The following is a 22,117-nucleotide window of genomic DNA, read 5'->3' as shown; positions in this document are numbered from 1 at the left end:
ACGCAGCGAGGAGATGAATCACTATGCGTATGCATACCCGCGTTGGCATCATTGGTGCTGGTCCCGCTGGCTTATTTTTAGCGCTGCTCTTATCTTTAGAGGGCATCGATTCGATCGTTATTGAAAATCGCAGTCGTGCAGAGGTCGAGTCGACTATTCGCGCTGGCGTGCTCGAGCAGGGTACGGTGGACTTAATGCTGGAAATGGGCATTGGTCAGCGCATGCATCGTGAAGGTGTGGTACACCATGGTATTGAGCTACGTTTTGATGGTTGCGGGCATCGCATTAATTTGTATGAATTAACAAATGGACGAGCCATCATGATCTATCCACAGCATGAAGTCATCAAAGACTGTATTGCAGCCAGACTGCAGCAGGGTGGGCAGATCCTCTTCAATGTGCAGGATGTGCAGCTTTCCGCGGTCGCCAGCGATCAACCGATCATCCATTTCATGCACGAACAAGAGCAGGTAGAATTACATTGTGACTTTATTGCAGGTTGCGATGGTTTCCACGGCGTGTCGCGTTCATGCATACCCTTATCTGTCCAGCATGTGTATAGCCGAGCCTATCCCTTTGGCTGGCTTGGCATTTTATTGCAGGCACCTCCTTCTGCCAAAGAATTGATCTACGCCTACCATCAACGCGGCTTTGCCCTGGTCAGTACGCGCTCGCCAGAAATTCAGCGTATGTATATCCAATGCGATCCGCAAGATGATATCGCTAACTGGTCTGATGAAATGATTATTGAAGAGTTACAGGCACGCCTGGTCACTGACAATAACTGGCAGTTGCGTGTCGGACCCATTATCCAGAAAAATATCGTAGCTATGCGCAGTTTTGTGATTGAACCGATGCAATATGGTCGACTTTTTTTAGCCGGTGATGCAGCGCATATTGTACCTCCTACAGGAGCCAAAGGCCTTAACCTGGCCATTGCCGATGTGCGTCATCTGGCCCGGGCGCTGGCCTTATTCTACCAACAGCAGCGTGAGGATCTCTTAGCTGCCTATTCGGCTACCTGTCTACAACGCGTCTGGCGCACTGAGCATTTCTCCTGGTGGATGACCTCCATGCTTCATCGTTTCCCCGACGACGACCCTTTCCAGCAGCGGATGCAGCGCGCCCAACTTGACTACACCGTTAACTCTCACGCCGCCTCCATGAGCCTGGCCGAAAACTATGCTGGCCTGCCCTTTAGTGTGCAACCATAGTCTTGCTTGCCAGTCACCCCTTGAGACTCCTTTTCGCCTCTTCCATTATGCTCTCGAGTAACGGAAGAGGCATCGTAGCAAAGAAGGTTTTACAATTTTTTTACAGCTTTTAGCCTCTTTTTTGATGTTGTCGCGATACCATAGAATTAAATAATTATGGGATAATGTTGACCCCGAGGACATTGCTGGAATACTAATCAAGATTTTCCCGCACGTATAGAATTGGTTAAGATATTCATCCAGGCTTAATATCTCTGTGATAAATAAAAACGTATCATAAGCAACGCTTGTAGATGCCTGGTGTGAATAGTGTGCCAGCATCTAACTTTGGAGCGGAGGTATGATTTACCTTTTCACGTGTCTCATTGTTTGTGACGCTACACTTATGATTAGAAAGTAATCATAAGGCTCCAATGTAATTTAAATAAAAGCAATGTAAATTTGAGTATGCACATAAGTAATGAAAACAAGTGCAGCCTCTTTTTGATAATCATACGATTATCAACCTGTACAAATTGATAGAAAGAGCTTTGTCTGTATACATAGTCCTTGAGCCCTCAGGCTGCTATGCGCGGTGGTTCAGGCATTTCTTGAAGGGATGTCAACATTTTATGAAGAAATTAACTGTGGCGATCCTGATTCTGGGCGCCTTTATTCTCTATAGTTTACTATTCACGCATGCTAATCAGGTGACTGCTTTACCGACAACTCCGACGAGTACAAGCTCTTCATCGAGCTCCTCGAGTTCATCAGGCTCATCAGGCTCATCAGGCTCGTCTGGTAATTCTAACTCTACTGGCTCGACTCCCACGGCGGTACCTGGTTCTAATGGCTCCTCTAGCGGCCAGTATAAAGATGGTTCGTATACGGGAAGTGTGGCGGATGCGCACTGGGGCAATATTCAGGTCAAAGCTATCATCCAGAACGGTAAAATCACGGACGTGCAGTTCTTGCAATATCCCAATGATCGCAATCGTTCTGTTTCTATCAACAGCTATGCCGATCCACAGTTGACGCAAGAAGCGATTCAAGCCCAAAACAATAATGTTGATATTGTGACCGGTGCTACCGATTCGAGCGAGGCCTTTATTCAATCGCTCGGCGATGCGTTGTCCCAGGCGAAGGCGTAACACGATGAAGGACACACGTCTATTAATGGGCATGCCGATCACGGTTGAAGTGCTGGATGCGGCTGCGACAGAAGCTACTCTAGAGCAAGTGTTTGACTACTTGATCGCGGTTGAAGAGCGTTTTAGCACATATAAAGCTAACAGCGAAATTTCGCAAATCAATCGCGGTGAGCTGGCGGTCGAGCACTCTAGCGCCGATATGCAAACGATTATGGCGCTTAGTGAGCAAACCAGGAAGGAGACGCAGGGATACTTTGATATCTATCATAACGGCCACTGTGATCCTTCCGGCATTGTGAAGGGCTGGGCCATCCATAATGCAGCCAGCATGTTAAAAGAGCAAGGTTTTCAGAATTTCTATATCGATGCTGGTGGAGATGTACAGGTTGCCGGGAGCAAAGACGGCCGTCCCTGGCGTATTGGTATACGCAATCCTTTCAATCGTAACCAGAACGTCAAGATCCTGACCCTTACCGATCAAGGCATTGCCACCTCTGGTACGGCCATTCGGGGGCAGCACATTTATAATCCACATGATCCACAGAAACAGTTACAGGATGTCGTCAGTATCAGCGTGATTGGTTCAAATGTCTATGAAGCGGACCGCTTTGCGACGGCTGCCTTTGCGATGGGGGAGAAGGGCATACATTTTATTGAAAAATTAGCCGGTTTTGAAGGATATATGATTGACAGCCATGCTCGTGCGACATATACCAGTGGATTCGAAAGGTATGTATTAAAATCATGATAGCTAAAATAGATTACCTGTTAGATCGCGTCACTATGTACCGCCTGGTCCTTTATGTCTTGATCGCATTGATTGGCGTCGCAACGGTCCTGGCTTACTTCAAATTTTTGCCTTTCTCACCACTGGCGCTGCTGGCATCCACTGTTGTACTGGTCATTCTCTGCTGGGCAACGAACACCATCTTTGGCTACTTCTTTGAAGTTCCCACCAACATTGAATCAGCCACGATTACCGCCTTGATTCTGACACTGATCATTGATCCAGCGCAGACACATGCTAGCTTCCAATTTCTCGGCTGGGCCGCCATCCTGGCCATGGCTTCTAAATATATCCTGGCCCTCTACAAAAAGCACATTTTTAATCCAGCCGCCATCGCCGTTGTGATTACCTCCTTTGTGCTTGGCGAATCGGCTAGCTGGTGGATTGGAACTACCAGTATGCTGCCCCTCGTCCTGATTGGTGGTTTGCTGATTGCTCGTAAGCTGCGCCAGATTGATCTGGTCATCGTGTTTAGTGTGACCGCGCTGCTCTGTGATTGTGTCATCAATCTGGTACAGGGCAAATCGGCCCTCACAGAGATCAACCAGTTATTGTTGCTCTCGCCACTGTTCTTTTTCGCGACCGTGATGCTTACCGAGCCGTTGACCGCCCCTCCCACCAGAAGATTACGACAACTTTACGCAGTGATTACCGGAATATTGTTTATTCCCCAGCTTCATATCGGCAGCATCTACCTGACCCCCGAACTGGCTCTGGTACTTGGCAATGTCTTCTCCTACCTGGTGAGTCCAAAGCAAAGGGTTGTTCTCAGGCTCAGCCGAAAAATCAAAATGGGCCCTGGTATGCTGGATTTTGTCTTCAAGCCTTCGCAAAAGTTAGCGTTTGTCCCCGGACAGTATATGGAGTTCACTTTGGAGCATCCTCATGCTGATAGTCGGGGCAATCGTCGCTACTTCACCCTGGCCTCCTCGCCAACTGAGAACAATGTCCATGTGGGTGTGCGCTTCTATGAGCAGGGGAGTAGCTTTAAGAACGCCATGCAGCGCATGGATGGCAAGACAAAAATTGTGGCTGCCCAGATTGCTGGAGATTTCACGCTACCATCCGATCCTAAACAGAAGCTCGTGTTCATTGCGGGTGGTATCGGTATCACGCCGTTTAGGAGTATGCTGAAATACTTGCTCGATACGCGGCAGAGGCGCGACATCATTCTGCTCTATGCCAATAGATATGCCAACGAGATTGCGTACAAAGACATTTTAAACTCTGCCCATACACAACTGGGAATCAAGACATTCTGTACTCTGACCGATGCTACCGCGGTTCCCCGTGACTGGACCGGCTTTGTTGGCCGGCTCAACGAACAGATGATCCTCCAGACAATTCCCGATTATAGTGAGCGCACTTATTACATTTCAGGACCACCAGACATGGTTAGAGCCTATGAAGAAGTTTTGAAAAACATGAATATCAAGAACGATCAGATCAAAAAAGACTTCTTTCCCCGGCTGGTCTAGTCGCCCTGATACGATTACTTGTGAGATAGATACGGAGTTTTCCACTGATTGGAACAAGGGAAACCCTGTGTCTATTTTCAATTATCTTTGCGCCAAAAACGTGTTGTCTTTAACGTTCTTAGCGATAAAGTATAGCGCTTACCTCTTCATGAATTAGAATGTAAGCGCTATACTTTGCCTGTTGATCTTAAAATGTCTACAAATAAATAAATTATAGATATTATATTATTTATTTGTAAATAAGTGCATTTATGACTATGTGTTTATAAGTAATTATTTTTTATGAGATCGATCTTTGATAGCGCAAAGTACAGGGAAGTGTCACATTTTCTTTTGTTGAACGTGAGTACGTTATGATGGAACTACATGGCAACCTTTACTATGATAATAAATGTCAATAAGAAGGGAATATACTGGCAATTTATGGAGGAGAACGTCACATGATTTTGGTAGTGCAGTAAAGTTGGTAGCGTCTGATCCTTACATTCTCAATGGTTGAGAGGGGCAGAAAATGGCAAAACAACATCAAGGCTGGCGGTCAAAAAAAACAGCAGGTCGGAATAATCCACAAAAAAGTACTCCTATTACCACAGGAACATACAAGAAGCGAGGAACTTTTCACGCGCAGGCAATGGCGCACACAAATCCTGGAGCACATCCTCAGATAGAAAAAAAACCACCAAACCGAGATCCACGCATGGGACGAACCCACAAGGCCGATTCACATGAGTGTACTCAGGACCGAGAGTCACGGTCTGGTAGCGCTTCCAATGCTCATAAGCGTCGCAAAGGTTTCTAAGAATTATTAATCCTACTCGTCTGAACGAATGTGGAAGCCTATACTGTGAAAGGTACAAGTAACGGGCGCTCAGCATGCTCTGGCGGCCATACCACACGGCGCACTCCATCTTGCCATTGCACTGTAAGCACCTGGTGACCTGTTTGCAAACCACTTTGTGGATCAATGCGAAACGCTCCATACAGCGTACTGCAATCAAGCTTAGTTGCTGCCGTAAGTTGGTCTGCATCCTCACAACTTCCAGTATCGCGCAAACAGCGCGCACACAGTAGCCCGGCAGCGAATGCCTGGGCGGCTGGATAAGGAGGATCATCTCCTACGATCTTCTTATAGTTTGTGATAAACCAGTTCGAGTCGGGTCCCTCATCGGGGCTTATGAATGTAGTAGGCATCCATTGTGCCGGACCCAGCAAGCGTTCCCGCATTTTTCCTAGCGGCGCCAGCACTTCGGCCACCCCTGCTCCGACAAAGGCGGCTGCCCGCCATTGGCGTGCCAGCAAGCGAGGAGCTAATGCCAGCTCGTCAGCAAAGTTACCCACAACCAGTAGCACATCAGCATCTGGGACAGTGTGTATCATCGTCACAGCCTGCTGTGGCTTGAATGATATGGGTTGTAGCTTGAAATGAAGGTCAGCAGCAGCGTTTATCGCGCCATTCGCCACGTCGCGTCCGAAGCCAGTGCTTGAATGGCAGAGAGTGATAGTCGTTGCAGATGGATCGAACGCATGTACTGCTTGAAGCACTCTTACAAAATAGGTTGAAGCTGGTGAGAGGACATTGATAACCTGTGGAAAGGTAGGGCGAGACAGGCGAGAAGTAGCGCCGCCATGATTCCAGATCACACGCTGAGTAGCACGTGCCGCGGCGAGCATTGTGTTACTGCCGTAGGGTCCGAATAGCATATCAGGATGAGTATCTACAGCCGCCTTCATTGCTGCATCCATTGCAGGACCAGAATCGCGCACATCTAAATCTACACCAGTCCACGGTGCTGGCAGATAAGCAGCATGCTCAGCCCATAGGGCAAGACCAGTGGCGCAGGTCTGTCCGAATGGAGCCAGCGAACCAGTTAAGGGGGTAACAAGCGTCGCACGTAGTTTTGGCATCGTAAATATCTTTTATCTCTAAAGCCAAACTCATCAGTAGTACCCGTGTACTCGCCTGGCATAATCAGTGTTTCTGGTAATCCAGGAGCAGAGATAAACTATCGACCGCCTATCACGGCTCCTGGGCTATCCATTGACTAACCCTGATAGGTAGCATGCTCGGGTTGAACTACGATCACCACGCGCTCATCGCCGGGCTGATGCCAGGGATATTTGTCGAGATCAAGGTACTTTTTCGCCATAGAATTGATGAAATCCAGATTGGGATCCTCATCAATTCGCACAACATGACCACGAATCTCAAGGTAGCGCTCTAATAGCTTGGGATCAGTAATTGAGAGCGCGATCCGCGAATCGCGTTGAAGATTGCGATATTTCTGGCGACTCTTGGTCTGACTAAAAAGAAGATGCGTACCATCCCAGCCAAACCAGACCGGCGAACTCTGTGGTTCTCCTTTGGGTCCAATAGTTGCAACGTGTGCAGCAGCTTTTGTGTTCAAAATATCCTTATATTTGTCTGGTATTACTGCCATTGCTCACTCCTTTATGTTGTACTTATGCCAGCACGTCCACCTGAACCTCATCAAAAGGATCACCATACAGCAGACGTTGGTAACAATTGTTGTTGGCCTTTTTCGTACATATTTATTATGACTCGGACCACTCAATCTATACACGTTGTATTTATGCAAAAAAATTCGTCATGTTACCAATCTAACCGAGACGTGAGCGAGGCTAAAGAGGAGGCTGTATACTATGGGCATCAAGGTAATGAAAGTGGATTTCTGCGTTCTGTTGGATAGGCAAATACAAATTGTGTCCGCACTGTAGGGAGATCGACGAGGAAAGTTGTGACTATGCATAAACAGAGGCACCAACAAGAGAATATGAACATCGGCAAGTCGCGAGCTATGAGCCGTGACCAGCCATCTATTATTGTCGTGACCGGTATTATGGCCGCTGGAAAGTCAACGATCGCGCATCTGCTCGCACAGCGTTTTGCGCGGGGTGTGCATATCGAGGCCGATGTGTTGCAGCGGATGATTGTTTCTGGTGGCGCGTGGATCAGTCAACCAGGTGAACCTGCGGGGGAGGTGGCGCGGCAGCTTCGTTTGCGGCTCAAGCATAATCTGTAAGCTACTTGCAATAAAAAATGCTTTTCCAAAGCGCGGAAGCGGACGAGTAATTTGATAGAATAAATAAGTAGAAGCAGCATGTGCAATCAGGGATGTATAATATTATATTTTCCGTGATTAAAAATACTTGCGCTGGATAGAAGATGAGCATGATGCAGCAAAGCAACAATCAATTTCTGCGACCATTACGGTGGCCATCATTCCACGTGGAGACTACGCTAAGGCGATCTGCGTACTACGAAATGCACCCAAAGCTTGATAAGCGCGAGCACAAAACAGGAATAGCCATTATAAAGTGCTATTCCTGTTTATTGTATATATTAAATCCTTCATAGTTTAGATAAAATATCTGCAGGTGAGCACGCACTCTCTGCATGGAGGGGATAGCTAACAGTTGTTCAGTTTCATCAGGATAACGGCATCCATCTTTTGCATCCTTGAGTGGTTATCGTACACTATAACATGGAGACCACTATGTATTCCCTACGGTGTAACGCAGGGTTTATCCAGGACGGCCTGATGACCTCGTCTATTTGCTTGAGGAGTTTTTCTATGACAACAACCGGACAAAGACATATTATTGAAGCATTACATACAAAAGCAATAATAGATCCGGAAGAAGAAGTTGCATTGCGCGTAAATTTCCTAAAAGACTATGTAACGCATTCGTCTATGAACGGCCTTGTCCTCGGTATTTCGGGAGGCCAGGATTCCAGCCTGGCCGGACGTTTATGCCAGATCGCAGTCGAGGAACTCCGTGAACAGACAGGTAAAGACTATGTGTTTATCGCCCTTCGACTCCCTTATGGCGTACAGCAGGACGAAGAGGATGCGCAATGGGCGCTGCAATTCATTACACCTGATCGAACATATAGCGTGAATGTTCAGCCCGCGGTTGATAGTGCGGTGGCTTCATTTCAAGCCGCCACCGGCCTCAAGATGTCGGATTACAACAAAGGAAACCAGAAAGCGCAGGAGCGCATGACGGTTCATTACCGCTTTTCCCACCATTTTAATGCCCTGGTAGCAGGCACCGACCATGCATCGGAAGCAGTATCAGGCTTCTTTACCAAGTATGGAGATGGAGGAGTAGACCTGACGCCACTCTCAGGACTCACTAAACGGCAAGGAAGATTGTTACTGCAATATCTGGGTGCAGATGAGCGCATCTACACAAAAGCACCAACCGCTGATCTGCTTGATGCCAATCCAGGTCGACTCGATGAAGATGAACTCAATATCAGTTACGACGTGATCGATGATTACCTTGAAGGGAAAAAGGTTCCCGCCGAAGTGGCACAGCTCATCGAACAGCGGTATACCATCACCGAACATAAACGGCAGGGACCCGTCACGCCATTCGACACCTGGTGGAAAACACAGAACGACAGATAAACTTTTTCAATACTCAAGAAACCTTTGTTGTAAGATCGACATCATCAGGCGGCAGAGTAATAACATTCAACTTGGCTGAATGATGAACAGCACAAATTAGTGGCTGCAACTACCACAGAAAGAGCAGGGTTAGAACGCGTGTTTTTTTCTCACAGAAGAACGAGGTGATAATGGGAAAAAAAGATAAGAAGGCTATCCCAAGGTTTGGAAAGCAACCTCCACGCTATCGCTTTTTTCTCAATCCCTACCGGGACGTGCGCTTTAGCACGTGTCCGCAATGCTCAAGTAAGATGGGGCAGCGCAAACTGCCGCTGTTTATCCATATTGATCCAAGCCAGTTTCTGCTCTTGAATAAGACCTGCCGTTACTGCTCTCATTGTGATTTATTGATCGCTCACCGGGACGAGTTAGATCATCTCATTACGAGAGCCTTTCCCGTTCTCGATCCGGAAACAGTGAGCAATCAGTATCTGGTAATAGGAACAATTGATCGAACTGATTGGAAACGCATAGATCAAAATAAGCTCTCTGTCCAAGCGACTATCGAGGCGCTGCACGACTTCAAGGAGGTGGTCCTATTCAAGCCAATGGGTGGATGGGGAAGATAAAGACATTTCCTACCTGGCAAGCATAGCAGGTATTCAATGCATTTAGTTGTATCAATGTTTACTCTGGGCAGCGGGTCCTATCTGTCGCCGAGTTGCTTTGAGGCGACATTGCATAGAGAGGGATATGTCAGACATTGGACAAACCTATCACGCCTTCTGGATAGGCTTGCTTCCGCAATCGAATCGCCAGACGAGCTTCTCACTGCGAAGCCCAACCCGGCGCCCCTCTGTCGAGTTTTGCCGCGCCGGGTTTTGTTTTCACTCCCCCATAACAACCACCAGGAACTACCGAAACTACTTGCGCGCTGGGAACATCTGCTCCTGGTCCAACTTCTCCACTGGTCGGAAATTGACGTTCAGGGAGGCGAGTCGAGCTTCATGCACTGTCAGTCGCCTTCGGAAGTTGGAGAACTCAAGGTGCTCCTTTGGCGTCCAGACGACCTCGGAGAGTGCGATGGCACGCGGAAACAACATATACTCTAGATGCTTCGTCGTGGGAACATACTCGCTCCAGAGATTACATTGGGCACCGAGAATATGTTGCGCCTGCTCTGGGGTGAGTACGGTTGGGATGGGATCGAAGGCATACACCTTGTCCACAGGAAGGTAGCCGCCAATGGCCAGAGGTTCTACGGGATCGTTGGATTGGTAGTAATCGAGATAGGCAAACGAAGTGGGAGTCATGACCACATCATGGTGCGATTGTGCAGCTACGATCCCCCCATCAATCCCTCGCCACGACATCACTGTGGCTCCAGATGGCAGGCCACCTTCGAGAATCTCATCCCATCCCAGGAGTCGGCGATTATTGTGTGCGAGGAACGTCCCAATCTGTGAGAGGAACCAGCTCTGAAGCTCGTCCTCATCTTTCAATCCCAGATCTTTGATGATTGCCTGCACCTGCTGGCTCCCCTTCCATTGATCCTTGATGGCCTCATCGCCACCAATGTGAATGAACGTGCTAGGGAAAATAGCCATCACTTCGCTCAGGACATCCTTGAGAAATTGAAATACCTCCTCGGTCGGGTTGTACAGATAGGGGTGGATGCCCCAGGTTGTCGCCACTTCGACCGGTGCTTGTAAAACGCCCAACTCAGGATAGGCAGCAATAGCCGATTGGGCATGCCCAGGAATATCGATCTCAGGAACAACGGTGAGAAAACGAGCAGCCCCGTAAGCGACGATCTCGCGTAGATCCTCCTGGCTATAGAAGCCGTCATGTGGTGTGCCGTCATATCCCTGTGGCCTCCTTGCGTGTCCGATCACTGTTTCTTTGCGATACGCGCCTACCTCGGTCAGCCTGGGATATTTTTTGATCTCGATCCTCCACCCTTGATCATCTGTCAGGTGTAGGTGCAGCACATTTATTTTGTGCAAAGTTAGCACATCTATCAGCTTGATCACTTCCTGCTTTGGAATAAAGTGACGCGCGCTATCGAGCATACACCCGCGCCACGAGAAGCGGGGAAAATCCTCGACACTGACAGCTGGAATGTTCCAGGTCTGGTTGACTGGCGTTGAAGAGAAGATCTCGACGGGAAGCAATTGCCTGAGCGTTTGCGTGGCGTAGAACACTCCAGCGGGATGAGCCGCCCGTAGCGTGGCCTGGCCTGCTGTGACCTTGAGCATATACCCTTCCTGGCCCAGGTGTGCCAGTTGGGAATCAATGCCCAGAGAAATAGTGGGGAGATGAGGATGCTCATCTGTAAGCACACTGGGCAAGAAGCCGAGTGCAGGTGCCAGCACGTTGGCGAGCAGCATGCCGATGGCCTGTGTCTTCTGGTCTGTAACGATCACAGTGTCCTGGGTCAGCTGAAAATATCCTTCTTCGCGCACGATACTGGCAGGTTGGGGTAGAATAGACAGTTCGGGGTGATTGAGAGGAACGTGTACATGCATTCAACATTGCTCCTTCTAGGAAAAAGAGATTGCCCGCGTGTGCTCGTGCAGGCCGATGAGAGACCTGTGTGCCGCATGTGCGAGAGCTAGCGAGCACAATCATCAAGAGGATATCATCACAGAGTACTCGATGAGCACCACTGCCAATGATCAGGCTTGATCGTCAGGCGACTATTCACAGAGAGATCTTGAACCAGTGCATGCAAGCTTATTGCAGCATTTGTATGTATAATGGGCACTGATGAGATTGTAGAATATCTACTGCATCCTGTCAACAAGCCAGGGTCTGTGAATTATTGCTGGGGGGTGGCTCTGGCAAATAAAAGGTCGGAGGAAATGTTTACTCGACTACTTGGCGGTAATGCTTTGGAGTTCTCAATCCATGGTATTTTTTCTATGCATGCAAGGGACTATACAGTATAAAGCAAGCAGACTTTTTTAATCTAAAGTGCGCCTGTGTCATTTGCTTTGCTACGAAGGATTGCTTTTGGGCATAAATTTGAGTATGCTTGTTTTCAGATAAGATGATCTATAGCCCTATGGAGCCGCTTTCCTTATACCCTCCGTCCTTATGCTAGCTATGCTTTCGAGGTATTTATCGGAATGTATAAGGAGATTTTTTTTATCATATGACCTTGTATTGGTCAGAGTCTTTCAGTGCTGTATTTGTTATCCAATGGAGGAAACAAAATTGATGAAAGCAAGCAGCCGACTATTGAGCTTTTGCTCATGTTGGATTGTACTGCTGCCACTTGTGCTGTCAGCATGCGGTGGTTCCAGCGGGAGTGGGCCCACGAATAGCGGTGGTCAAACCCTCCACGTACTGGTGGGCGTGAACACACTCTTTGCTACACAACAGAAGCAATGGATGCAGCAGATTGGTAACGATTTCCATAAGGCGACTGGTAGCAATATTGTCTGGGACACATACTCTAGCAGCAGCGAGGAACAGACAAAGCTCCAGACCTCTATTGTCAGCGGGAGTGGCCCCGATATATTTAGCCTGGGCACCACCTTTGTGCCTACGGCGCAAGCAACGAAGGGCTTCACCACGCTCACCGCTGATGACTGGAACAAGGTGGGTGGAAAGAGCCGCTTCTTTCCGCAACAGATGACCATGTCCGGGTCATCGCCCGATCAGTTGATTGCTGTTCCCTGGGTGATGCGTCCTTTTGGTATGGTCTATAATACGGACCTGTTCAAAAAGGCCGGGATCAGTGTTCCTCCTACGACCTGGAGCGATTTTGTTGCTGACGCGAGGAAAATGACAGACCTTTCCGCCGGTGTCTATGGAGCGGAGATCGACCCCTCTGATTCATTTGATCCATGGAAGATCTGGTGGATGTTCAACGAACAGATGGGTGGCGGAAGTTTCCTCTCCCCGGATCTCAAGACCGCTGAAATGAATACATCAACGGCTGTCGATTCCGTCAAATTCTGGTTTGACTGGGCCACCACATACAAAATTACCGATCCTAACTCGATGACGTGGAAAGCGGCTGACGCCACGCGTGCCTTTGATAACGGTAAGGTGGGCATGTTGATTATGGTCACGCCGACGATCACACCGACGCTCCAGAAGTCGGCTGTAGCAGGCAAGTACGCCTTTGCTCCCATGCCAACGGTGCCTTATGGTATGCAGCAGCGGCCGGCTAACGGCGTATCTGCCTCGACGATTGTATCCGGTGACATGCTTGCCGTCGCTGATTATTCCAATGTAAAGGATCTGGCCTTTAAGTTTATTAACCTGGTTACGGATTACCAGCATCAGCTCGACTGGACCAAAACCTTCGGAGATTTGCCCACAAACGTGCAGGCCGCGAATTACCTGAGCAGCAAGGACTCCGCGACCGCTGCCTTTATCAAGGCAGAGCAAGGCGCCACACCGACCCCCTTCTCAGGTGCGTGGGGACCACTCGAGGTCGCATTGGCCGGCGTCAGTTCCAAGCTGGCCAACTCGGTTGCGACGAACCACTACAATCCCTCCCAGATCAAGCCACTTCTGGATCAGGCCAACAAAGAGATTCAAAGTCAGCTGCATTGAGGATCAGGATGTGCTCTGATATGAAGCTAAGAGAGACCCGCGTTCAGGCGCGGGTCTTGTAGCCTTGAAGGTAGGAAATATGTCAATACAACCCATTCCAGAAACCAGCACCGCAAGTCCTTCCTCTATTCCCGGAGCACGGATACCTGAGCATGCTCCCAGTAGCAGCGCCGGCGGACGGCCCCTCTGGCTTATGTGGCCGAGCATCATAATGCTCTTTGTGGTTGTTGGTATCCCTTTTCTGATCGCCGTATACATTAGCTTTTTGAATCTTGATCAATATACGCTAAGGAGCTGGATTCATGCCCCATGGGTCGGGTTTACGAACTATGTGAACTCGTTTATTGAGGGCAATATCGTTGGCGATTCAACATTGGTGTCGTTAGGGGTGAGTCTTGGGTTCGCGATCCTGACGACCGTGATCATTACTCCCATTGGCGTACTGGCCGCATTGACCGTCAATACCCCGTATCGTGGCCGTGGTGTTGTGCGCGCGTTATACTTGATTCCCTATGTGATACCGACGTTTGTGACCGCGCTCGTCTGGCGTATGATGTTCTTGAATAAAAGTGGGCTCGTTGATCGCTTCCTGGCCGGGATACATGTAGCGAGCATTAATACATACTGGCTGCTGGGGCCAAATAGTTTCTGGGCGATGATTATCGCGGATGTGTGGGCTTCATGGCCGTTCGTCTACATCATGGTCCTGGCCGGATTACAATCGATTCCAGCCGATATGTACGATGCTGCCTCGGTGGATGGAGCAAACTCCTGGCAACGGCTGACAAGGATCGTTTTACCGCAGCTACGTAGCATCCTGGGACTTGCTCTACTGCTCTCGACACTGAATCACTTCAACAACTTTACGCTGCCGTTCGTGATGTTTGGCACGCCTCCTCCGGCGCAGGTTGATGTCCTGCCTCTCAACATTTATGTCTCCTCATTCCAGCTATTTAATTTCGGACTCGGTGGGGCGATGTCCGTGATTACGCTGATTATTATGTTGATTCCCGGTATCCTTTATATTCGCACGCTACGCCTTGGGGAGGTGACCGTATAATGAAGAGACAGAGGAATTCGCAGGATATTTTACCGCCGCCTGCACGCATCATTGCGACCGTGTTCCTGATAAGCTTCGTGTTGATACCCGTCATCTATACAGTATTGCTCTCTGTCACTCCTGATAGTGAGATTAGTGGTGGTGAGCATCTTCTTCCGTCCCACTGGGCTTTTAACAATTATATCCAGATGTGGATAACGGTAAACCTGGCGCAAGGACTGTTCAATAGTCTGTTTATCTCGCTGATCGCGAGCGCCATCGCTGTGATCCTGGCCGTAGGCGCGGGATATGTCATTTCCCGCTTCAAGTTCCATGGACGTTTGCCATACCTTTACTCTCTCATTGGTTTGCAGACCGTTCCAGGCGTGATGCTGCTGCTGCCACTCTTTGTACTCTTTGCGTCTATCCAGGCTGTGCTCCACTTCAAACTTGTGGGGACATACCAGGCGGTGATCGTTACATACCTGACGTTCGCGCTTCCATTTGCGACCTGGCTTATGGTGTCGTACCTGGGCAGCATACCGATAGACCTGGAGGAAGCCGCACTTGTCGACGGCGCGACACGGTTGCAGGCGCTCTGGAGCGTAATCGTGCCGCTCGCGCTTCCAGGTGTGGTGGTTGCCCTGGTCTTTTCCTTCCTGACTGGTTGGAACGATGTGTTATTCGCCAGCGTTCTTACGGCTCCGGAAACGCGTACCATTGCAGTGCAATTGCAGGCTTTCAGCTCCGCGCAGGAAGGTGGCGCGTTGCCTTTGTATGGACAATTGATGGGCGCGTCAGTCGTGAGCGCTTTGCCTGTCGTAGTTTTGTATATGGTGTTCCAGCGCTATTTGGTCGGCGGCCTGACTGCGGGAGGCGTGAAGGGATAGCAAGCATAGGGCGCATGTATCAGGCTGGCTGTACGGCGAGCGATCCTAACAGCTCACGAAGCCGTAAGGCGTTGCGGATCGCGTATGCCTCCGCGTCGTTATGAAAATAACGTATACGTCGCGTCCCTTTTTTGCTTCGCTGCTCAGTCGTTGCGCTCAGTATGCGGGTTTTTATGGAAGCATAGTTTTGCAGAATCTTTCTTTTGATAAAAGATTCCATCGAGAACAACGATAACAACGTGCTTCTCACGAGGAATTTGGTATCGTCAGTATCATATTCTTTAGAAACAAAAACCTTGACGAAAAAACGAAAAGTGGAGGTGGAGGTAGGAACGTGGAAGGTACGAACGTAGCTCCCAGGATGATTGCTGCCGATGTTCCAGATCGGGGGCGGATGTATTACCTGGTCGATAGCAAATACGACTTCATTCCCTATGCCAAGGAGTTTTTGGATTGGAAAGCGGCTACGAAGCGTGCTCCGGCCACCGTGAAGGCATATTGCTCCCGCCTGTTGTGGTATTACCACTTTCTAACGCAACGAAATCTAAACGTGCACGAAGTGACTTCAGCAGACCTCACCGAATTTGTGATCTGGCTCTGTAACCCTTACCGAGATGTGGCTGCTGTTTCCGTCATTCATCAACCCAGTCCGCTTCAGGCAACCAGCGTCAATCTCATTCTCCAGGTGGTCGGGGCCTTCTACCACTTCCTGGTGCGTCGTGGCATGCTCACAGAATCACCAGTTCGCTATGTGGATGTGCCAAGGGGCAAATGGCTGGCGGAACGCGATCTGTTAGCTCATACCCAACGAGGACAGGCTGTGGTCCAACGCATGGAGTTGAAGCTCAAAGAGCCTGATCGTCTCCCACCTATCGTATCAGAGCAGGATTTCCAAATCTTCGTCAATAGCATTCATCTCGAAAAAGACCCGAACGGCGATCCTGCAGGCTTCCGTGATCGCCTCTTGTGCCTCATGCTCAAAGAGGGAGGCTTCCGCATTGGTGAGCTACTGGGTATGAGGATGGAAGACCTCGAATTTGGAAAACAGGGAGTTCATGTCCGCTTTCGCTCAAACAATGAAAACGGAGCACGGGCCAAGGCTGGCTATGGCAATGATCGTTTTGTTCACTTACCCACTGATGTCTTGGGCCTACTTGATGTCTATATTACCGAAGTCTGGATTGAGGCAAACCCTCGCACAGATCATCTCTGGATCGTACTCAAAAAAGAGGCCAAGAATCGAGAAGGACAATCCACCTATGGAACGGCACTCACAGTAGCTGCAGTTGAAAAAGTCTTCCAGCACTATTCTGAGAAATCAGGCGTATTCTTGCATCCCCATGTTTTGAGACATACGCACGTTACGGCCCTCGTCCGTTCTTACTTACAAGGTGGTGAACCCGTAGACTGGAAGTTTATCCAGGAGCGGTTGGGGCATGCAAGTGTCGTGACGACAATGCAAATCTACACGCATTTGACCAAGGAAGATCACAAATTAGCTTACGAAAGATATTCAGAAAAGAGGAAGAAGGGGCGTGCAAACCGCTAAAATTATCACTCTCACATCTGCATCCAGGTTATCTAAAGGCCAGCAACGATTTCTGACGGTACTCCAATGTGAGGAGAATCGGAACAAATCAGTCAGTGAGATTTGTAAGCTTGCTGGATACTCTGGAACAAAGAGTTGGTACTATGCTTTACGAGAAGAGCCGTTTGTCAGGGCTGTAGAAGAGTTGGGGATAGTCATCAAGCGACACTATCGGACCTCTCATCTTGAAACCCAACTTGCCACAAACATTGAGGAAGAGTTGGCAAAGGACGTCTGGGATATGCGTAGGTTCAAATCAGATTACCCCAAACATCGCCCACCGGCTGCCTACGAGGTGGATTTCACCTGGATTACGAATCATCAACTTCGTGAGCAGATCAAATGCTATTTTCGATGTCGGTTGCCTAAGTGGGAAGCCTACACATTCACCGTTATCATACGCGCGTTAAAGCCTGTGCTGATGTTGCTTCCGCCCGATGTTCATATGGGAACTGTAGAGAGATCCCATATCGAAGCTTTGCTTCCTGAGACGGCTCAATTGAGTGAGTATCAGGCCAGCAGAGGATTGTGGGACTTAAAGAGTATGGTCGAGTACATGGCAACATCTCCGAGTTGGACAGGCCCTCGACCTCCACGCTTTCTCATCTGGAAGGAAGATATTCCTGGTATGCCAGAAACGCTTCCTCGCCCCGTCCCTCCTGATGTCCTTGATCAACTTGACCTTCTTTTGGAACAAGCAGTTCAGGCCATCCAGCACAATCAAAGCTTTGCACGGCTTTCCCCTACTCTGTGGGATGCTATCCTCATTCTTCGCTACACTGGAATGCGGGCTGAAGATCTGTGTCATCTCAAAGCCCCAGACGAACATGGACGTAATGGTTGCCTTGATCAGGATTCGGATGGCTACTGGTGGATTCGTATTTATCACCAGTACAACAAGATGAAAAGAGATCATCGCATTCCCACAAAGTTGACAGATGGTGTTGTTGATGCGATTCATCGTCAGAGAGAACGGACTAACCATCTTCCAGATCATTTTGGGGAGCACTACCTTTTCCGTACAGAGACAGGTATTCTTTCTCGTGGAACTGTAGATACCGCATTGAAAAGACTTGCTCCACTTCTCAAACATGAAGATCAACCTTATGCGATTTCGCCCCACCAATTCAGGCACAGTGTAGCTACGGATATGATCGAAACCGGAGTAGATATCTACACTGTCAAAGAGTTTCTCGGCCACAAAAGTCTTGCCATGACTGAAAAGTACATCAAGGTGTATCTCAAGAGTCTCAAGGCAAAGTATGATGCCTATCGGGTGAAGAAGCAACACACCTATGCTTCTGAGATGATAGAGAACCAGGTGCAGGTGAAACAGCATGAAGGTGAGGTTGATGGTGGCTGGGTAGAGGGCAAAGTAGGCAAGCTCTATCTCTCACCCTTACCAGACGGAGCTGGCAATTGTGCCCATCTGCCGATGCACGATCCCTGTCCTGACGTTCCTCACTGCCCAACGTGTCCCAAACTCAGAGCCACCAAACGGCATTTACTCATGTGGGAAAACAAGGTCAAGAATTTGCGACTCACCGTGGAGGCACTCCGAGCCAATCTGCTCTATGACCGTGCTCGCAAGAAGCATGAACAGGAACTGGAGCATGCTGAGAAGGTTGTCGAGACAATTCAACGGGAAGGATTCTGGGATGGACGCATCCACAACAACCAAACGAACAAGAACTGAACAGTGCAAGCACAATGCGCAGGCAAAATCAGAGCAGAAGCGTCAGGCCACATTGGAAGCTCTTGCGTTGCTGAAACAAGAACACAAACCCGTCACGAAAGCAGCAGTTGCCAAACGTGCAGGTGTCTCTGTCGTGTTCCTGCGGAGCCACCCAGATCTGATGCAAGCCATCGAAGAGGCAGAACAGACGCGATTGCATACACCGACAGCACTATCTCCAGATAGGGCGAAGGAGCAGGTCATTGCAGCATTACGCCGACGACTCGATGAGATGAAACAGGCGCTCTTGAAGAAGGATGTTGAACTGCGTCAAAAACAACGGGAAATTGACCTGCTTTACGGGAAACTGGCCGCAGGAAGTCAGCTGACTGATCCAGAACTTCGTTCTGCGCTGGTCGAAGCTCTCACCAGACTTGCAGCACAGACCAAAAAGGAGTTGCAGGAAGAGGGCAACCGAATGCACTAAACTCCCCCCAACAGGTCTGGTCGTCATTGCTCGTGATACCACCTATTAGCGCCGATGGTATACTGAGCCGAGTTAAATTGACCGACCCCCAAGAAAGCTGTAAGCTGGAGATTATCCAAAACACATCTTCAGGAGACTGCTCATGCTTAGGAGTCAGACAGTACTAACCATTATGTGGAATGGAATTCAACCATCTTAGCAGGAAGTCAAGCAATCTGCTGCTGGCTGTCTAAAATGGGACAGCGGCATTGCCCTGACTGCGATACGATTGCGCGCCCTCGGTAAGCGGTGGAGCGACTGGTCTGGACCCCTGTACGGTGAGCGGCTTCTTGCCAGGACTGCCCTGCTTGCATCAGTTCCATCATCTGCTTTTTGGTGCCTCTTCGTTGCTCGTCATCCTTGCTTGGCCACCTTTCTCATCTCTCATCAGTGACAGTCGTAAGGTCAAAGGGTTCGAAATGGTGATCTCGCATGTGAGGAACCGTTTCATACGCGTTGAAGCGCGCAGCGTGCTGGACATCCATCCCGAAGCCTTTCTCACGGAGTTCTCGACCACTTCCGCACTCCCAGAGCATGGCATGCAAATCATCTCGAACCTGGACAAATGCTCCTTCACACGCGCGAGCTTCTGGTGATTTCTCTTGAGGGAGATAGGACAGAATGGCCCCTGCTCCCAAGGAATCTTCAAGAGCCACTCGCAGTTCGCCATCTTCCGATGGCGTCTTCCAGCGTTCTCCGCAGGCAATCACCGTAACAGAGAGGGTCGTTTGCTCAAGGAGAGACGAGACAGCTGCTGCCGCCGCTTGCGCATTGACCAGCGCTCCGACAAACAGGAAAGGAACCTGACCGGCATAGCGACTACAAGTTGCCCCATTGGGCGAATCCAGGACGACTCGCGTGCCAGGTTCGAGGTGAAGGAAGGTCGCGGGGGAGAGCGAAAAGCGCCCATGTTGGGGCACATCATAGCGTTTGACGGCTGCCTCCCCTCCGATGTGCTGGGCAAGAGCTGTTGCATCTTCTTCAAGGGAGCAGGGATAAATGAAGCCGCCGTAATGCACGGCGGTGATGGTTGCTGTGGAAAAGCTCAAGACATCTACAATGACGAGGATATCTCCTCTTTCTGCAGCTTGACGGACCCCGCGTCGCCCCCAATCGAACCGACAGCGGTAAGGATGTTGCGTGTACAATGACTTCTCCTATCTCTGTGTTGTTGTGGTCAAGAACTGCGTCATTGTACCAGAGGGACGCGTCTTCATCTAGATGGGCAATTTCGTATTTGCTTAACTCCCTGCTTAGGCTTCTTCTGATACTTCCAATTCTGCCAGCTTTGGCACTCGTTCGGGAGTTACCAGCTCGACCGTTTCTGCCAGAATAGGGAGAGGCTTTCGCTTGTTGGACTCAAGCTCGCGTGGAGTGGACCCTGTGGGGGTTGGCTCATCAGCCAGCCGAGAGAGCAAGGTTTGATTGAGGGCCATTCCCTGCTCGATCAATTTCCGCTCCTCCTCACCGAGGGTAACCAGTTCAAGCATCCTGGTCAGATTGCCGTTGGCCTCCAGCAGTTGCATTTTGGCCGAGTGTTTTTACTGAGCTGAGCCGCACTGAAGTCACGGAGTGCTAACCAGGCACGGAAAGGGGTCACCTGTTTCGCCACAGATCGGTCCTGACGTATCGTAGGAGATGGCGCTAGCTTTATCACCTTGGCTCAGCAGTTCCTTGATTTGCTAACGTTCTTTCCCCCTGAAAAATCGCTCTATGTCTACTGCTGGCGGCGAGAGCGATTTTCCCTCAAAAGAAAGAATCTGCAAAACTATGGGTAAAGTTACACAACACATAAAAAGTGTTTGAGGGTATGGTAACAGAGGCGTATGGGAGTCGAACCCACCGGGGAACGCGCCGAGCGCCCCCCCAGCCGTTTTGAAGACGGTGAGACCCACCGGGGCCCCTACACCTCCATGATGTTTGTAGTTGCGCTACCCTTTCATGATGCCACGCTTTGGGCCGCCTGTCAAGCGAGGTTACGGATAATTTCGACATTGACCTGCGTGAGGTCTTTGACCATCAGCTCTGCAACCTTGAGTCCAGGGAGGTCTCGTTCGCCGGCGACTGCAATGCAATATATACCTCCGCGATGAGCTGCCTCTACTCCGGCGACGGCGTCTTCGATGACGAGGCTGTGGGCTGGCTCTACCCCTAGTTCGGCGGCTGCTTTGAGGAAGACGTCGGGGGCTGGTTTGCCGTGGGGAACGGTCTCGCCCGAGACGAGCGCACCGAGATATTTCTTGAGTCCCAGGGCTTCGCTGATGACTTCTATGTTTTTGATGGGAGTTGAGGAGGCCAGGGCTTGCTTATAGCCATTGTCTCGTAGCTCGCCTAGCAGTTCAATAGCTCCTGGAAGGGGGCGGCAGTATCACGTACAAATTCACGGAAGTAGGCTTCTTTTTTATCGGCCAGCTCCTGTACGCGTTTTTTATCTGTTATTCCCCAGAGGATTGGAATAATGGCATCGTTGCGCATGCCGAAGGTGTCGTGAAATTGCTGGTCGCTGAAAGGTAGTCCTTCCTCATCTGCCAGGCGATACCAGGAGCGTTTATGCTCCTCGGCGCTATCAATAATTACACCATCTAGATCCCAGATAATAGCTCGAATCGTATCTGTCATACTTGAAAATACTCCTGCATACGTTATTGATACCCGCTCCTACTTTCCTGCCTTATAATAGACGGGATCAGGTGACCATGGTAGAATGGATGCCAGGCATAAGCCTTTCTTTAAAGCATACCCTATATTTTGATTATTGACGCCTCTTCCTGTAGGGAGGAGACGCCGAGATATTGCTATGTTG

21 protein-coding genes and 1 tRNA gene are annotated in these 22,117 nt (G+C 49.6%); 13 read left to right on the top strand and 9 right to left on the bottom strand.

The annotated features are described in order from the left end of the window. Nucleotides 1-29: 29 nt before the first annotated feature. From JMI88_RS19965 to JMI88_RS19950, 4 genes are all read left to right on the top strand, one after another. Nucleotides 30-1,214 carry a 4-hydroxybenzoate 3-monooxygenase gene (locus JMI88_RS19965; protein ID WP_373323915.1) on the top strand — a complete coding sequence of 395 codons (1,185 nt, stop codon included), beginning with the start codon at nucleotides 30-32 and terminating at the stop codon, nucleotides 1,212-1,214. 611 nt (nucleotides 1,215-1,825) lie between these two features. Continuing rightward, entirely contained in the window at nucleotides 1,826-2,344 is a 519-nt protein-coding gene (locus JMI88_RS19960; protein WP_201363703.1) for an FMN-binding protein, read from the top strand. Between the two features lie 4 nt (nucleotides 2,345-2,348). After that, complete coding sequence (locus JMI88_RS19955) at nucleotides 2,349-3,092, top strand: FAD:protein FMN transferase (RefSeq protein ID WP_201363702.1); 744 nt, start codon at nucleotides 2,349-2,351, stop codon at nucleotides 3,090-3,092. Then, on the top strand, nucleotides 3,089-4,609 hold the full coding sequence (locus JMI88_RS19950; protein WP_201363701.1) for an RnfABCDGE type electron transport complex subunit D: 1,521 nt from the start codon (nucleotides 3,089-3,091) through the stop codon (nucleotides 4,607-4,609). Before JMI88_RS19955 ends, JMI88_RS19950 begins: the two co-directional genes overlap by 4 nt. 837 nt (nucleotides 4,610-5,446) lie before the next feature. Here the strand turns inward: JMI88_RS19950 and JMI88_RS19945 are convergent. Continuing rightward, a complete protein-coding gene (locus JMI88_RS19945; RefSeq protein ID WP_201363700.1) occupies nucleotides 5,447-6,514 on the bottom strand; it encodes an ABC transporter substrate-binding protein in 1,068 nt (355 codons plus the stop codon). A 137-nt stretch (nucleotides 6,515-6,651) separates the two neighbouring features. Next, nucleotides 6,652-7,047, bottom strand: a complete 396-nt coding sequence (locus JMI88_RS19940; protein ID WP_201363699.1) for a PPOX class F420-dependent oxidoreductase — start codon at nucleotides 7,045-7,047, stop codon at nucleotides 6,652-6,654. A gap of 324 nt (nucleotides 7,048-7,371) precedes the next feature. On the opposite strand from JMI88_RS19940, the gene JMI88_RS19935 reads away from it, so the two are divergent. The 3 genes from JMI88_RS19935 to JMI88_RS19925 all read left to right on the top strand — a co-directional run bounded on the left by JMI88_RS19935 (nucleotide 7,372) and on the right by JMI88_RS19925 (nucleotide 9,653). Continuing rightward, the gene (locus JMI88_RS19935; protein WP_201363698.1) at nucleotides 7,372-7,650 is read left to right on the top strand and encodes a zeta toxin family protein; all 279 of its coding nucleotides are present in this window, start codon (nucleotides 7,372-7,374) and stop codon (nucleotides 7,648-7,650) included. A 552-nt stretch (nucleotides 7,651-8,202) separates the two neighbouring features. Continuing rightward, on the top strand, nucleotides 8,203-9,045 hold the full coding sequence (nadE, locus tag JMI88_RS19930) for an NAD(+) synthase (protein WP_201363697.1): 843 nt from the start codon (nucleotides 8,203-8,205) through the stop codon (nucleotides 9,043-9,045). Between the two features lie 170 nt (nucleotides 9,046-9,215). After that, a complete protein-coding gene (locus JMI88_RS19925; protein WP_201363696.1) occupies nucleotides 9,216-9,653 on the top strand; it encodes a hypothetical protein in 438 nt (145 codons plus the stop codon). Between the two features lie 294 nt (nucleotides 9,654-9,947). Here JMI88_RS19925 and JMI88_RS19920 read toward each other — a convergent pair whose 3' ends face one another. Next, nucleotides 9,948-11,552: a beta-N-acetylhexosaminidase gene (locus JMI88_RS19920; RefSeq protein ID WP_201363695.1), complete on the bottom strand. Its 1,605-nt coding sequence runs from the start codon at nucleotides 11,550-11,552 to the stop codon at nucleotides 9,948-9,950. A gap of 694 nt (nucleotides 11,553-12,246) precedes the next feature. Between JMI88_RS19920 and JMI88_RS19915 the strand changes: the two genes are divergently transcribed. From JMI88_RS19915 to JMI88_RS19890, 6 genes are all read left to right on the top strand, one after another. After that, nucleotides 12,247-13,596, top strand: coding sequence for an extracellular solute-binding protein (locus JMI88_RS19915; RefSeq protein WP_201363694.1), 1,350 nt, complete (start codon nucleotides 12,247-12,249; stop codon nucleotides 13,594-13,596). Between the two features lie 79 nt (nucleotides 13,597-13,675). Beyond that, on the top strand, nucleotides 13,676-14,656 hold the full coding sequence (locus JMI88_RS19910) for a carbohydrate ABC transporter permease (protein ID WP_201363693.1): 981 nt from the start codon (nucleotides 13,676-13,678) through the stop codon (nucleotides 14,654-14,656). Continuing rightward, the gene (locus tag JMI88_RS19905; protein ID WP_201363692.1) at nucleotides 14,656-15,525 is read left to right on the top strand and encodes a carbohydrate ABC transporter permease; all 870 of its coding nucleotides are present in this window, start codon (nucleotides 14,656-14,658) and stop codon (nucleotides 15,523-15,525) included. Before JMI88_RS19910 ends, JMI88_RS19905 begins: the two co-directional genes overlap by 1 nt. Before the next feature lie 334 nt (nucleotides 15,526-15,859). Continuing rightward, complete coding sequence (locus tag JMI88_RS19900; protein WP_201363691.1) at nucleotides 15,860-17,074, top strand: tyrosine-type recombinase/integrase; 1,215 nt, start codon at nucleotides 15,860-15,862, stop codon at nucleotides 17,072-17,074. Further along, nucleotides 17,061-18,809, top strand: coding sequence for a tyrosine-type recombinase/integrase (locus JMI88_RS19895; protein WP_201363690.1), 1,749 nt, complete (start codon nucleotides 17,061-17,063; stop codon nucleotides 18,807-18,809). The genes JMI88_RS19900 and JMI88_RS19895 overlap by 14 nt, the downstream gene beginning before the upstream one ends. Further along, on the top strand, nucleotides 18,772-19,275 hold the full coding sequence (locus tag JMI88_RS19890) for a hypothetical protein (protein WP_201363689.1): 504 nt from the start codon (nucleotides 18,772-18,774) through the stop codon (nucleotides 19,273-19,275). The genes JMI88_RS19895 and JMI88_RS19890 overlap by 38 nt, the downstream gene beginning before the upstream one ends. Nucleotides 19,276-19,481: 206 nt before the next feature. Here JMI88_RS19890 and JMI88_RS19885 read toward each other — a convergent pair whose 3' ends face one another. The 6 genes from JMI88_RS19885 to JMI88_RS19860 form a co-directional block, all read right to left on the bottom strand. Then, the gene (locus JMI88_RS19885) at nucleotides 19,482-19,640 is read right to left on the bottom strand and encodes a hypothetical protein (RefSeq protein ID WP_201363688.1); all 159 of its coding nucleotides are present in this window, start codon (nucleotides 19,638-19,640) and stop codon (nucleotides 19,482-19,484) included. A 51-nt stretch (nucleotides 19,641-19,691) separates the two neighbouring features. Continuing rightward, nucleotides 19,692-20,462, bottom strand: a complete 771-nt coding sequence (locus tag JMI88_RS19880) for a 2-phosphosulfolactate phosphatase (protein WP_201363687.1) — start codon at nucleotides 20,460-20,462, stop codon at nucleotides 19,692-19,694. Nucleotides 20,463-20,567: 105 nt separating this feature from the next. Next, nucleotides 20,568-20,840 (bottom strand): hypothetical protein, encoded by a 273-nt coding sequence (locus JMI88_RS19875; RefSeq protein WP_201363686.1) that lies wholly within the window; start codon nucleotides 20,838-20,840, stop codon nucleotides 20,568-20,570. Nucleotides 20,841-21,125: 285 nt separating this feature from the next. Continuing rightward, nucleotides 21,126-21,227, bottom strand: a tRNA-Sec gene (locus JMI88_RS19870). Between the two features lie 53 nt (nucleotides 21,228-21,280). Continuing rightward, nucleotides 21,281-21,652 carry an HAD family hydrolase gene (locus JMI88_RS40730; protein WP_373323914.1) on the bottom strand — a complete coding sequence of 124 codons (372 nt, stop codon included), beginning with the start codon at nucleotides 21,650-21,652 and terminating at the stop codon, nucleotides 21,281-21,283. Then, on the bottom strand, nucleotides 21,646-21,933 hold the full coding sequence (locus JMI88_RS19860; protein ID WP_201363685.1) for an HAD family hydrolase: 288 nt from the start codon (nucleotides 21,931-21,933) through the stop codon (nucleotides 21,646-21,648). Before JMI88_RS19860 ends, JMI88_RS40730 begins: the two co-directional genes overlap by 7 nt. Nucleotides 21,934-22,117 lie beyond the last annotated feature (184 nt).

Source organism: Dictyobacter formicarum (assembly GCF_016587435.1).
The sequence above is the reverse complement of the archived record's forward strand: the minus strand, read 5'-3'. Positions and strand labels throughout refer to the sequence as shown.